This window comes from Geminicoccus harenae, from assembly GCF_019800005.1.
GTDB lineage: Bacteria > Pseudomonadota > Alphaproteobacteria > Geminicoccales > Geminicoccaceae > Geminicoccus > Geminicoccus harenae.
The window spans coordinates 221,490-234,131 of the sequence record NZ_JABGCL010000003.1 but is presented as its reverse complement, the minus strand read 5'-3'; the positions used below and the strand labels follow the sequence as shown (position 1 = coordinate 234,131).

The following is a 12,642-nucleotide window of genomic DNA, read 5'->3' as shown; positions in this document are numbered from 1 at the left end:
CAGCATGACCTCCCGGCCCCTGCCTCTCGACAGTTTCGAACCGACTCCGGAGGAGCCCGAGCCTCGGCCGGCCCCCGCCTCGCCGGCACCGCTGGGTGCGGTCTACGACATTCCGGTGCAGCTTTCGGCGGTGCTGGGCAAGGCGTCGATGCCGCTCAACCAGCTCCTGCGCCTGGGCCGCGGCGCCGTGGTCGAGCTCGACCGCAAGGTCGGCGAGCCGATCGACATCTTCGTCAACAACCGGCTGGTGGCGCGCGGCGAGGTGATCGTCGTGGAGGACCGGCTGGGCGTCACCATGACCGAGATCATCAAGGGCGAGCACTAGGCTCCGCGGCCCCGGGGGAGATCCAGCGATGCGTCTACTGATCGTCGGCAAGAGCCTGCCCGAGGTGACCCTGGCGGCCGAGATGGCCGCCAGGCGCGGCGCCAGCGTCCGTCGGCAGGACGACCTGCCGAGCGCACTGGTCGGCCTGCGCGAAGGTCAGGGCGCCGATCTCCTGCTGCTGGACGTCGGCAGCGACATCGCCGACGCGCTGCGCCGGCTGGCTGCCGAGCGCATCCACCTGCCGGTGATCGCCTACGGCGTGCATACCGACCCCCGCCAGGCGGCCCAGGCGATCCGCGCGGGGGCGCGCGAGTTCCTGCCCCTGCCGCCCGATCCGGACCTGATCGCCGCGATCCTTGAGGAGACCACCCAGGAGCAGTCGGACTTCGTGGCCGAGGACCCCAGGATGCTGGAGGTGCTGGAGCTGGCGCGCCGCTTCGCCCCCACTGATGCCAGCGTGCTGATCACGGGCGAGAGCGGCACCGGCAAGGAGGTGATGGCACGGTTCATCCATCGCCACAGCAAGCGCGCCGCCGGCCCGTTCATCTCGGTCAACTGTGCGGCCATTCCGGAGAATCTCCTGGAGTCCGAGCTGTTCGGGCACGAGAAGGGGGCATTCACTGGTGCGCTGGCCCGGCGGATCGGCAAGTTCGAGGAAGCCAACGGCGGCACGCTGCTCCTGGACGAGATCAGCGAGATGGAGCCGCGCCTGCAGGCGAAGCTGCTGCGCGCCATCCAGGAGCGCGAGATCGACCGGCTCGGCGGGTCGCGGCCGGTCAAGGTCGACATCCGCCTGATCGGCACCAGCAACCGCGACATGGAACAGAGCGTGCGCAGCGGGCAGTTCCGCGAGGACCTGTACTTCCGCCTGAACGTGCTGCGCCTGCAGTTGCCGAGCCTGCGCGAGCGTCCGGGCGACCTGCCGGCCCTGGCCCGCTGGCTGCAGCGCAAGCACGCCCGCGCCAACCAGCTGCCCGACCGGCCGCTCAGCGTTGCGGCACTGGCGGCACTCGGCCGCTGCCGCTGGCCGGGCAATGTCCGCGAGCTCGACAACTGCATGCACCGCGCCGTCCTGCTGGCCTCCGGACCGGAGATCGGGCCCGAGGCGATCCTGTTCCAGCCGGACCGGCTGCACCAGGGGGAGCCGGCCGTACCGGCAGCGGTCGGGGCACCGGCCGATACGACCGGCCGGGTGGGCGGGCCGCTGGTCGGCCGCACCGTGGCCGCCGTGGAGCGCGACCTGATCCTCGACACCCTGCAGCATGCCCGGGGCAACCGGACCCATGCCGCCGTGCTGCTCGGGATCTCGATCCGCACCCTGCGCAACAAGCTGAAGCAATATGCGCAGGAGGGCGTGCGGCTGGCCTGCCTCGATGGAGCCGCCTCGTGAGGACGATCGCACTCGGCGGCATCGGCCGCGAGCTCCTGGGCGGCCTGCGCCGCTCCGGTGCCAGCAGCGAGGTGCTGCTGGCCGCCGGCATCCTCACCATCCTGGCCGTCCTGGTCGTGCCGCTGCCGCCCATGCTGCTCGATCTGCTGCTCGCCTGCTCGGTCAGCCTGTCCGTGCTGATCCTGGTGACCGCGCTGTTCATCGAGCGGCCGCTCGACTTCAACTCCTTCCCGACCGTGCTGCTGATCGCGACCATGCTGCGCCTGGCGCTCAACCTCGCCAGCACCCGCCTGATCCTCTCCAGCGGCCACGAGGGCAGCGCCGCTGCCGGCCACATCATCGAGGCGTTCGGCCGCTTCCTGATGCAGGGCAACTTCGTGATCGGGGTGATCGTGTTCGCCATCCTGGTGATCGTGAACTTCGTGGTGATCACCAAGGGCTCGGGCCGCATCGCCGAGGTCGCCGCCCGCTTCTCGCTGGACGCGATGCCCGGCAAGCAGATGGCAATCGACGCGGACCTCTCCGCCGGCCTGATCGACGAGCAGACCGCCAAGCGCCGGCGCAAGGAGCTGGAAGAGGAGAGCTCCTTCTTCGGTGCGATGGACGGTGCCGCCAAGTTCGTGCGCGGCGACGCAGTGGCGGGCCTGCTGGTCACCGCGATCAATCTCGTGGGCGGGCTGGTGATCGGGGTGGCCCAGATGGGCATGGGAGTGGCCGATGCCGCCCACACCTTCACCCTGCTCACCATCGGCGACGGCCTGGTCTCGCAGGTGCCGGCCCTGATCATCTCGGTGGCGGCCGGCCTGCTCGTGACCAAGGCCGGTGTGGAGGGCCGCACCGACTCCGCGCTGCTCCGGCAGCTGGGTGCCTATCCCCGTGCGCTCGGCCTGACCGCAGTGATCAGCCTGATCCTGGCGGTGCTGCCGGGCCTGCCGACCCTGGTGTTCCTGCTGATCGCCGCCGGCAGCTTCTATGCCGCCTGGCATGCGACCCGGCGCGCGACCGCCCCGGTCCCGGCCGAGCCCCAGCCAGCACCTGCTGCCACCGGCGACGAGCCGATCGCGTCGGTGTTGGTCATGGACCCGATCCGGCTCGAGCTGGGCTATGGCCTGCTGGGCCTGATCGGCGAGAACGCCTCGCCGCGCCTGACCGACCAGATCAAGGCGCTGCGCCGCCAGCTCGCCATCGAGCTGGGCTTCGTCCTGCCCTCGGTGCGCATCCAGGACAACATCCAGCTCCCGGCCAACAGCTACACGGTCAAGATCAAGGAGATGGAGGCCGGGCGCGGTGACATCCGGGCGAACATGCTGCTGGTGATGGACCCGCAGGGCCGGCCGATCAGCCTGCCGGGGGAGCCGACCACCGAGCCGACCTTCGGCTTGCAGGCGACCTGGATCAGCCCGGCACTGCGCGAGGAGGCGAGCTTTCGCGGGCTGACCGTGGTCGATCCGGCCACGGTGGTCACCACCCATCTGACCGAGCTGGTCAAGGACAATCTCGCGGAACTGCTCACCTATGCCGAGACCCAGAAGCTCTTAAGCGATCTGCCGCCGGAGTGGCAGAAGCTGGTGGGTGACCTGGTGCCGGCGCGCATCTCCATGGGCGGCGTGCACCGCGTCCTGCAGGGCCTGCTCGCCGAGCGCGTGTCGATCCGCGACCTGCCGACCGTGCTGGAGGCGATCGGCGAGGCCCTGACCCACTCGCAGAACACCGTGGTGATCGTCGAGCATGTCCGCAGCCGCCTCGCCCGCCAGATCAGCACCATGTTCACCGGCGAGGGCGGCTACATCCCGGTCGTCACCCTGTCGGCCGGCTGGGAGCAGGCGCTGGGCGAGGCACTGGTCGGCAATGGCGAGGAGCGCCAGCTCGCGATCGCACCGGACCGGCTGCAGCAGTTCGTGCGCTCGGTGCGCGAGACCTTCGAGGCGCTGGCGCTGCGCGGCGAGCTACCAGTGCTGGTGACCACGCCGGCCCTTCGGCCCTATGTCCGCTCGCTGATCGAGCGCTTCCGGCCCAGCACCGGCGTGCTGTCGCAGAACGAGATCCATCCCAAGGCCCGCATCAAGACCATGGGGCAGGTGTGACCATGCTACTCCGCGTATTCCATGCCCCGTCTGCCTCGGAAGCGATCGCGCGTGTCGCAGCCGAACTGGGCGAGCAGGCGGTGATCATCGCCACCCGCGAGGACCGCACCGGCGTCAGCGTGACCGCCGCGGCGCCCGATCCCGGCCTCGACCTCGACAAGCTGCTCCGGACCGACCTGCCGGAACCCGACACTGCGCGGATCCAGGACGGGCTGCGCTGGCACGAGACCGCCCCCGATCTGGTCCAGCGGCTTCTAGCCGCGGTGCGCGCCGAGCGCTGGCAGGACCCGGTGCAGGCGCTGGGCCAGGCGCTTCAGGCGGTGCTGCCGTTCGGCGAGCTCACCGCATCCAATGGCGTCCTGATGGTGGTGGGCCCGAACGGGGCCGGCAAGTCGGTGACCGTGGCCAAGCTCGCGACTGCTCTCGTGCTGGCGGACCGCCGCCCGCGCGTCCTGTCGGCGGACGGCGCCAAGGCCGGCAGCCTGGCCCAGCTGGCCGACCTCCTGCGTCCCTTGCAGATCCAGCCTTCCGGCCTGGATCCCCGCGCGTTCGTCGCCGGCGAGGGCGAAGGGCCGCTGCTGGTGGACAGCCAGGGCGTGAACCCGTTCCAGTCGCAGGAGATGATGCGGCTGGCCGAGCTCGCGTCCGCCATGCGTGCCGAGCTCCTGCTGGTCCTGCCGGCGGGCCTCTCGGCCGGCGAGGCCCGGGACGTCGCCGGCAACTTCGCCGCGATCGGCTGCCGGCGCATGGTGATCTCGCGCCTGGACAATGCGCGCCGGCTGGGCGGGGTGCTGGCCGCGGCCGAGGCGGGGCCGGCACTGGTCGCCGCGGGGATCGGGCCGGTGATCGGCAGCGGCCTGAAGCCGCTCACCGCGATCGGCCTGGCACGGCTCCTGATGAGCAAGGCCGAGCTGGGAGACGGCCGATGAGCGCGCGCAACCCCATTATTGCCCTGGGCTCGGCCAAGGGCGGCGTCGGGCGGACCTTCCTGGCGGTCGGCATCGCCCAGGCGCTGGCCCAGGCGGGGCGCTCGGTGCTGCTGGTCGATGCCGACCTGACCGCCGCCAGCGTCGACCTCCATCTGGGCCTGGCCCGGCGCACCGATCTGGCCGACGTGCTGGCCGGGCGGGCCGGCCTCGCCGATGCCCTGGTCCAGGATCCCCGCAGCGGGATCACCGTGGTGCCCGGCCGGTCCGGCAGCGGTCTGGTGGGCCAAGTGACGGACCAGGCCATGGACCGGCTGGGCTGCGACCTGCTGGACTTGGCTGCGCGGTTCGAGGTCACCATCCTGGATCTCGGCGGCGGGCTGGAGCGGTCGGTGCGTCGCCTGGCGGCACTGGCCGACCAGGCTCTGGTGGTGACCGCCGACGAGCCGTCCGCCCTTGCGGATGCCTATGCGTTCATCAAGGTCGCCCGCGAGCGGCAGGAGCACCAGATCATCGTCAACATGGCGGAAACCGAGACCGAGGGCCGGGCCACCTACGGCGTGCTGCGGCGGGTGTGCGCCCACTTCCTGGCGCGCGAACCGAGGCTGCTCGGGGTCGTGCACCGTGACCCGCGGGTCGCCGAGGCGCTCAAGGCGCAGACCCCGCTCCTGACCCGCCATCCGAACAGCCGGGTGGCGCAGGACATCACCCGGCTGGCGCAGGGGCTCATGAGCAGCCTCGGCAGCCGGCAGCAGGCACCGGCCTGAGCCGATGGCGAGGGCCCGACCGCTCGCCAACCTCCTGCGCCGCCTCGTCTATCGCGCGGGCTTCCCGCTCGCCCGCGCCTGGTGGTGGCTCACCCGGCCCAGCGCCACCGGGGTGGCGGTGGCGATCGTGGCAAAGGGCCAGGTCCTGGTGGTGCACCAGTCGTTCCGCAAGGGCCTGGGCCTGGTAGGCGGCGGGCTTCGCCCGGGCGAGGATCCCAGGGCAGGCATGGTGCGCGAGCTTGCCGAGGAGGTCGGCCTCGTCCTGCCGCCCGACCGGCTGCGCGTCCTGCCGGTGCAGGAGCTGGTCCATGAGCGGCGCAGCCTGCGGGTCCATCTGTTCGAGGCGGAGCTCCCGGAGCAGCCGGCCCTTTCTCCGGACGGCGCGGAGGTCGTGGCCGTGTCATGGCACCAGCCGGCCGAGCTGCGGGCCCAGCCGGGCCTGCATCCGGTGCTGCGCGGCTGGCTGGACAGCCGGACAGAGCCGGAACTGGCGGCGCGCGACGACGCAGGCCAGTGCTGAACGGCAGCCGTGGCCGAGGACGGTGATGGGCCCGGTGTCATTGGTGGTATCCAGGCGGCGGACACGGCCGATCCCGCATCCCGTTGGGCAGGCGCATACGGCCGAATGCGGCTGGACTGTGACCATGCCGCTGGCGTCACGGCCGGCTGGTCTTCCCCACCTCGAGATGTACCTCGTGTCGAAGCGGCCAGCTTCACGGCAGCCGACCGACCCGGCACCGCCCGTCTGCCATGTGCCGGCGCTCTTGTACGGGTTGCCCGCGGCCGATGGGCGGATCCTTCGGCTGGCGGTGGCGGCATAGCTGAGCGGCAGGCCCAAGGCCGCGTTGGGACCATGACGCCGTGGGAGCTGACCCGCAGTCGCCGGGATGGACTATGGGCAGCAGCCACTTCCCGGGTCAGGAAGGAGCGCCGCCCGGGATGTCGTCAGGTCGGCAGCACGGCCGCGTCATCGACCGGCCATGGCTGCCCGCCGTCAGCCGTGGCCGGTCTCGGGCGGGTCCAGCCGTTCGGTGCGGGTGTCGTCGAGGTCGGTGCCGAGCGCCACCTCGATCAGGCGCAGCGGCATGTCCACCGGATTGGACAGGCGGTGGACGGCGCCAGCGGGGACCGTGACCACGGCACCGGGGCGCAGGCGGCGCACGTCGTCGTCCAGCTCGACCGAGGCCTGGCCGGCCACGATCACCCAGTGCTCGACCCGCTCGGGGTGACGCTGCAGGGACAGCCGGGCGCCGGGATCGACCATCAGCTCGCGCACCCGGAAGCCGGGACCATCGGCCAGTGCTGTGAGCCGCCCCCATGGCCGGATCTCGCTGGCATGCACCACCGCCTCGCGGCGGCCGGCAGCGGTGAGCGCCGCCACCAGGTTCTTCACCTGCTCAGAGCGGGCGCGGTCGGCGACCAGCACCGCGTCCGCGGTTTCCACCACCACCAGGTCACGCACGCCGGCCAGCGCCACGAGGCGTCGCTCCGAGCGCACCAGATTGTCGTCCGCATCCGCCAGGAGGACGTCGCCGGTCGTGGCATTGCCCCGGGCATCCTGGTCCATGAGTTCCCAGATGGCCTGCCAGGAGCCGACATCGGACCATTGCGGGTCGCAGGGCACGCACACCACCCGCTCGGAGCGCTCCATCACGGCCTTGTCGATCGGCACGGACGGCACGGCAGCCCAGGCGGACGCCTCCGGCGCCAGCTCTGGCGCTCCATCGGTCGCGTGACCGGCAGGGGGAAATGCGCGCTGCACCGCGGCCAGGAGCTCCGGCTCGAACCGCCCGAGCTCTTCCAGCAGGCGGTCGGCGCGGAACAGGAACATGCCGGAATTCCAGACATGGCCGCCTTCCGCCAGCATCGCCTCCGCCTCGGCCAGCGGCGGCTTCTCGACGAAGCGCGCGACCTTGCGCACCGCCGGCAGGTCAGGGTCGGCGTCACCCAGACGGATATAGCCGTAGCCGGTCTCCGGCCGGGACGGGTGGATGCCGAAGGTCACGAGTTCGCCCCTGGCCGCCGCGGGTGCGCCTGCGCGCACCGCGCCCAGCAGCGCCTCGGCATCGCGCATCAGATGGTCGGAGGGGCAGACCCAGAGCACCGCGTCGCCCAGGCCGCGCGCCACCGCGACCATGGCCGCGAGCGCGATCGCTGCCGCGGTGTTGCGGCCGGACGGCTCCAGCACCAGCCCGGCCCGCAGCGCCGGGTCGAGCTCGCCGAGCTGGCGGCCGATCAGGAAGGCCTGGGCGGCGGCACCCACCGTCAGGATCCGCTCGGGTGGTGCCAGCGCCAGGCCACGCCGGACCGTCGCCTGCAGGAGCGATTCCTCGCCCAGGATCTCCACCAGGTGCTTCGGGTAGGAACTCCGGCTGATCGGCCAGAGCCGGGTGCCGGAGCCACCCGCGAGGACCACGGGGACGACGATCGGATCAACCATGTGCAGCAATGTCTCGCCTTGCCAATGGTTCGCCGCTAGCGACCCGGCCATGGCGGGTCAACGGACAGGTTGCAGCACTGCGCGCTTCTGGCCGATGCAGCGCGGCGGACGGCTGCCCGGCCGGCAGGTCAGCCGGGTGCCACCACCACGTCCACTTGGCTCTCGGCAAGCGCCGCCGCCAGCTCTGCGCCGGGCGCCTCGTCGGTGACTAGGACATGCATCCGGGCCAGGGGCCCGATCGTGGCGAAGGAATCATGGCCGAACTTGCTGGAATCCACCAGCACCACGGAGCGGCGGGCGACCTTCATCATCTCCGAGATCATCACCGCCTCGGCGATCGAGGTGGTGGACAGGCCGCGCTCGGCGCTGATCCCGCCAATGCCGATCAGGGCGGTGTCCACGTTGATGCCGGCGGCGAACGCGAAGCGCACCTCGCCCAGCGTGACCTGGGCCTCGTGGCGGTAATGGCCGCCCATCACATAGACGTCGCGGCAGGCGTCCGGCGGCAGGATCTGCGGCAGGGCGAGGTTGTTGGTGACGATCGTCAGGTTGCGGCGCAGGCCGAGCTCGGCGGCGGCGGCCCGCGTGGTCGAGCCGCCATTGATCAGCAAGGTCTCACCGTCGCCGATCAGGGCCGCCGCCGCCCGGGCGATCCGGGCCTTGGCCCCTTTTTGCCGCACCAGCCGGTCGATGAACGGCGTGTCCTGGGTGACGAGGTCGCCCGCCGCCACGGCACCGCCATGGGTGCGGGCGAGCAGGCCGCGCTCGGCCAGCTGGTCAAGGTCGCGGCGCACCGTGTCGACCGAGATGTCGAACAGGGCAGCCAGCTCGGTCACCGTCACCTGGCCGCGGGCGCGCACCAGGCGGACGAGCTCGGCCCGGCGCTTGGCCGGCAGGGTGTCGCGGAGGTCGGATTCGCCTGCCGCTGCGTCTTGGCGATCGTTCATGACGTGCGACCATAGGCGGGCCAGCTTGACGCCGCCACTGGCGGACCGCTACATTCCAGCTGAAAAGAGCATAAAACTGCATGAAGCTGCGCCCAAGGCGACCGGCACCGGAACGTGCGGCCGGCTAAGCGGAGCATGCCGGTCGGGGAGGCCGGATCTTGCCGGAATCTCGAGATCCCGACCTGCCGGACCATACGGGGGTGGCGGCGGCGCCAGCGCATGACCTGCGGGCGCCGCAAGCACCAGTCGACTGGCACAGCGCCTATGCCGGACTCGTGCGGCAGCTGCCGGGACTCGCTGCCCGGGCGCCGGTCACGCTGTGCGGCTTCAGCACCTGCGTCGATGCCTATATCCGCCTGGAAGAGGCCCGGCCGCTGCTGGAGGCCGACCCGGCGAGGCCGGCCGGCCGGCTGGCGCGCCAGGTACTGGAACGGGCCTGGCGCGGGGTCGGCGGCGAGATCCATGTCGACTGGCCAGAAGGCCCGGCCTGGCTCGATGCCAACCTGCCGACCCGGCTGGGGCTGGGCGGCACCGGCGCCCAGGCGGCCCAGGTGCTGGCGACGCTGGGGGCACCGACGCTGGTGACGGTGGGCGACCGCAGTGCCCGGCAACTGGAGCGCTTCCATCCAAAGGTCGGCGTGGCGCTGGCCGAGGGGCCGGTACCCGTGGCCGCGGTGGCAGGCGGGCCAATTCCTGGCAAGCCCGCCCACTACATCATCGAGTTCGCCGCCGACAGCGAGGTGGGCGGCCGGGCCCTGCCGCGCTCGTCGCGGATCATCTGCCGCTTCGCCGACGACCCGCTGGAGCACGATCCCTGGTTCGAGGCGCACAGCCGCCGTCTCGCGGGGCAAGCGGGTGCCGCGATCCTGTCCGGCTACAACGAGGTCCCGCCCGACCAGCTCGCTGCGGCGCTGGCGCATACCAACGAGCTGGCGGCGGCCTGGCGTGCGGCCGGCCTGCGCCTCATCCACCTGGAGCTCGGTGACTTTCCCGACATGGCGACGGCCTGGCAGGTCATGGATGGCCTGCGGGGGCCCGCCAGCTCGCTGGGGCTGAGCCTGTCAGAGCTGGACGCACTCCTGCCGGACGGCCGCCCGGTGCCCGAGCGCGCGGTGGAGCTGGCAGAGCGCATGGCGGTGGACCGGGTGGCGGTCCATTACGACACCTATGCGCTGGCGGTGACCCGAGACGATCCGCAGGCGGAGCTGCAGGCCCTGATGGCCGGCTCGCTGCTGGCCTCGACCAGGGCCTGGCATGGCGAGGTGCGGGTGCCCGACCAGGTGCCGCGAGGGGCAATGTTCCAGCCGCCCCCCTGCCCGCCGGTCGGCACACTCGGCCGCTGGAACCTGGCGGCCTGCGCCACGCCCTGGCTGCGCCGGCCAGCCGCCACGATCGGGCTCGGGGACAGTTTCCTGGCGGGCACCCTCCTGGTGCTCGGCCAGACCTGACGAGGCCGGCCGGCACCCCTGCGCTGCCCGGCCGGTCCTCCCGACGTCGTCTTACGGGACGACCTCCCAACTGGAGCGCCTCCAACCAGAGGCGCTCCCTTTTTTGGCTCAGCGCTTGCCGCCGAACAGCCCGGCCAGGTAGTCGACCATCTCCGGCACCATCCGGTCACCCTGGCCCTGGGCCACCGCCAGCCCCAGCGCCTGGCGGGCACCGACCGACATGATGGTCGGCACGCCCAGGTCCTCGGCCATCCGGCTGTAATAGCCGACATCCTTGCGCGCGTTGGCGATCGAGAAGGCGAGCTTGCTGGGGTCGCCCTCCAGCGCGTTTGCGGCGACGAAGTCCATCATGCCCGAGCGGAGCGGGCCCGCCGACATCACCTGGTAGAGCCGGTCGCGGGCAATCCCCGCCCGGTCGGCCATGGCGAAGGCTTCCGCCATCCCGCAGGCCGTGGTCATGGCGAAGAAGTTGTTGATCAGCTTCAGCGTGTGCCCGGCACCGAGCTCGCCGACATGGAACACGTTCTCGCCCAGGTCGCGGAACACCGGGAGGACCCGCTGGTATGCCGCCTCGTCGCCAGCGGCCATGATGTTGAGCTTGCCCTCCTTGGCATGCGAGGGCGTGCGCCCGAGCGGCGCGTCCATGTAGGTGGCACCGCGCTCGGCCACGGCCGGCCCGATCCGCTTGGTCGAATCCGGCAGAGACGTGCCGAAGTCGATCACCAGCGCCCCCGACCGCACCCCGGCGATCACCCCGTCCGGCCCGTACATCCGGGCCTCCACCGAAGCGGAGGTGTCCATGCACAGCATGACGATGTCGCTGGCAGAAGCGACCTCGCGCGCCGTCGCCACCTCGGTGGCACCGCGCGCCACCGCGGCCTCCACATTGGCCCGGCTGCGGTTGGCCATCACGGTCATCGGGTAGCCCAGGCCCTGCAGCCGCTCAACCATGGCCGCGCCCATCAGGCCGAGGCCGATGAATCCGATGCTTGGCTTGCCGTTGCTCAATGCGTCACTCCCTGGAAAACTGGCCCTGACGAGGCAGGCGGTGGTTCTCATCCGCCGGCAAGCTAGCCGCACGACCCGCCGGAGGCCATCCATGGCAGCCGTGCATCGGCTCGCGGCCCAGCCGGCCGGATCGTGGATCCGCTGTTCTGCCCCGTCCGCCAACCAGTTCCGGCAGCTAAGGCCGGGCACCCTCGTCCAGCCTCAGGAGCCCAGATGAGCGACATCGAACTGCGCGGCGTCACCAAGCGCTATGGCGGCGTCACGGTGGTGGACGACATCGACCTGCACGTCCAGGACGGCGAGTTCCTGACCATCCTCGGGCCCAGCGGCTCGGGCAAGACCACGCTGCTCACCCTGATCGCCGGGCTCACCGAGCTGTCGGACGGGCGGATCAGCATGGCCGGGCAGGAGGTGACCAGGGTGCCGCCGGCCAAGCGCAATATCGGCCTGGTGTTCCAGAGCTATGCGCTGTTCCCGCACATGAGCGTGTTCGACAACGTCGCCTTCCCGCTCTCGATCCGCGGCCTGCCGCGCAGCGAGATCGAGCGCCGGGTCGGCGAGGCGCTGGGCATGGTGCGCCTTGGCGGCTTTGCCGAGCGCCGGCCATCCCAGCTCTCCGGCGGCCAGCAGCAGCGGGTGGCGCTGGCCCGCGCGATCGTGTTCGGTCCCTCGATCCTGCTGCTCGACGAGCCCCTGGGTGCCCTGGACCGCAAGCTGCGCGAGGAGGTGCAGATCGAGCTGCGCCAACTGCAGAAGTCGCTGGGCCTGACCAGCGTGCTGGTGACCCACGACCAGGAGGAGGCGCTGTCCCTGTCCGACCGGCTCATGGTGCTGGACCATGGCCGGGTGCAGCAGGTGGCGACCCCGACCGATGCCTATCTGCATCCCGCCAACCGGTTCGTCGCCGACTTCCTGGGCGTGGCCAACATCTTCACCGGCCGACCGGTCGAAGAGGGCGGGCAGATGCGGCTGCGCCTGGGGGACGGCCAGCTCCTGCCCTGCCCGGCCCTGCCGGACGGCCGCGGCGCACCGGAACTCGACCTCCTGGTCCGGCCCGAGCGGATCCGGCTGGAGCCCGCCGGCGCGCCGGGCCTGGCCGCCACCGTCACGGACGCGATCTATCTGGGCCAGTCGGTCCGCTACGTGCTGGAAGGCCCGGGCGGCCAGCGGATCGTCGCCCAGAGTGCCGACCGGATGGCACGCTTTGGCCGGGGCGAGCGGGTGGCACTCGGCTGGGCGCCGGCGGACGGCTGGATCATCCCGCCCGCCGCGGGCATGCACTGACCCGGATGTCCGCCGGCTTCGGC

11 protein-coding genes are annotated in these 12,642 nt (G+C 71.7%); 8 read left to right on the top strand and 3 right to left on the bottom strand.

The features are described from left to right. Window positions 1–4: 4 nt before the first annotated feature. The 6 genes from fliN to HLA95_RS03745 are packed head-to-tail and all read left to right on the top strand — an operon-like array spanning window position 5 to window position 6,012. On the top strand, window positions 5–325 hold the full coding sequence (gene fliN, locus HLA95_RS03770; protein WP_191062183.1) for a flagellar motor switch protein FliN: 321 nt from the start codon (window positions 5–7) through the stop codon (window positions 323–325). Between the two features lie 28 nt (window positions 326–353). Next, window positions 354–1,715 carry a sigma-54-dependent transcriptional regulator gene (locus HLA95_RS03765; protein ID WP_222182457.1) on the top strand — a complete coding sequence of 454 codons (1,362 nt, stop codon included), beginning with the start codon at window positions 354–356 and terminating at the stop codon, window positions 1,713–1,715. Continuing rightward, complete coding sequence (gene flhA, locus HLA95_RS03760; protein ID WP_191061603.1) at window positions 1,712–3,799, top strand: flagellar biosynthesis protein FlhA; 2,088 nt, start codon at window positions 1,712–1,714, stop codon at window positions 3,797–3,799. The genes HLA95_RS03765 and flhA overlap by 4 nt, the downstream gene beginning before the upstream one ends. Window positions 3,800–3,801: 2 nt before the next feature. Continuing rightward, the gene (locus HLA95_RS03755) at window positions 3,802–4,728 is read left to right on the top strand and encodes a flagellar biosynthesis protein FlhF (protein WP_222182454.1); all 927 of its coding nucleotides are present in this window, start codon (window positions 3,802–3,804) and stop codon (window positions 4,726–4,728) included. Next, a complete protein-coding gene (locus tag HLA95_RS03750; protein WP_222182452.1) occupies window positions 4,725–5,492 on the top strand; it encodes a nucleotide-binding protein in 768 nt (255 codons plus the stop codon). The genes HLA95_RS03755 and HLA95_RS03750 overlap by 4 nt, the downstream gene beginning before the upstream one ends. Window positions 5,493–5,496: 4 nt before the next feature. Then, the gene (locus HLA95_RS03745; RefSeq protein ID WP_191061960.1) at window positions 5,497–6,012 is read left to right on the top strand and encodes an NUDIX hydrolase; all 516 of its coding nucleotides are present in this window, start codon (window positions 5,497–5,499) and stop codon (window positions 6,010–6,012) included. Between the two features lie 474 nt (window positions 6,013–6,486). Here HLA95_RS03745 and HLA95_RS03740 read toward each other — a convergent pair whose 3' ends face one another. Then, window positions 6,487–7,932, bottom strand: coding sequence for a mannose-1-phosphate guanylyltransferase/mannose-6-phosphate isomerase (locus tag HLA95_RS03740; protein ID WP_222182450.1), 1,446 nt, complete (start codon window positions 7,930–7,932; stop codon window positions 6,487–6,489). A 128-nt stretch (window positions 7,933–8,060) separates the two neighbouring features. Then, a complete protein-coding gene (locus tag HLA95_RS03735) occupies window positions 8,061–8,879 on the bottom strand; it encodes a DeoR/GlpR family DNA-binding transcription regulator (RefSeq protein ID WP_191062232.1) in 819 nt (272 codons plus the stop codon). A gap of 158 nt (window positions 8,880–9,037) precedes the next feature. Here HLA95_RS03735 and HLA95_RS03730 point away from each other — a divergent pair, with 158 nt between their 5' ends. Then, window positions 9,038–10,327: an ADP-dependent glucokinase/phosphofructokinase gene (locus tag HLA95_RS03730; RefSeq protein ID WP_222182448.1), complete on the top strand. Its 1,290-nt coding sequence runs from the start codon at window positions 9,038–9,040 to the stop codon at window positions 10,325–10,327. Between the two features lie 108 nt (window positions 10,328–10,435). Here HLA95_RS03730 and HLA95_RS03725 read toward each other — a convergent pair whose 3' ends face one another. Then, complete coding sequence (locus HLA95_RS03725) at window positions 10,436–11,335, bottom strand: NAD(P)-dependent oxidoreductase (RefSeq protein ID WP_222182446.1); 900 nt, start codon at window positions 11,333–11,335, stop codon at window positions 10,436–10,438. 213 nt (window positions 11,336–11,548) lie between these two features. Here HLA95_RS03725 and HLA95_RS03720 point away from each other — a divergent pair, with 213 nt between their 5' ends. Next, on the top strand, window positions 11,549–12,619 hold the full coding sequence (locus HLA95_RS03720; RefSeq protein WP_222182445.1) for an ABC transporter ATP-binding protein: 1,071 nt from the start codon (window positions 11,549–11,551) through the stop codon (window positions 12,617–12,619). Window positions 12,620–12,642 lie beyond the last annotated feature (23 nt).

Coding starts and splice junctions, on each gene's coding strand:
- HLA95_RS03720 (WP_222182445.1), top strand. CDS start 11,549: ATGAGCGACATCGAACTGCGCGGCGTCACCAAGCGCTATGGCGGCGTC.
- HLA95_RS03755 (WP_222182454.1), top strand. CDS start 3,802: ATGCTACTCCGCGTATTCCATGCCCCGTCTGCCTCGGAAGCGATCGCG.
- HLA95_RS03735 (WP_191062232.1), bottom strand. CDS start 8,879: ATGAACGATCGCCAAGACGCAGCGGCAGGCGAATCCGACCTCCGCGAC.
- fliN (WP_191062183.1), top strand. CDS start 5: ATGACCTCCCGGCCCCTGCCTCTCGACAGTTTCGAACCGACTCCGGAG.
- HLA95_RS03745 (WP_191061960.1), top strand. CDS start 5,497: ATGGCGAGGGCCCGACCGCTCGCCAACCTCCTGCGCCGCCTCGTCTAT.
- HLA95_RS03765 (WP_222182457.1), top strand. CDS start 354: ATGCGTCTACTGATCGTCGGCAAGAGCCTGCCCGAGGTGACCCTGGCG.
- HLA95_RS03750 (WP_222182452.1), top strand. CDS start 4,725: ATGAGCGCGCGCAACCCCATTATTGCCCTGGGCTCGGCCAAGGGCGGC.
- HLA95_RS03740 (WP_222182450.1), bottom strand. CDS start 7,932: ATGGTTGATCCGATCGTCGTCCCCGTGGTCCTCGCGGGTGGCTCCGGC.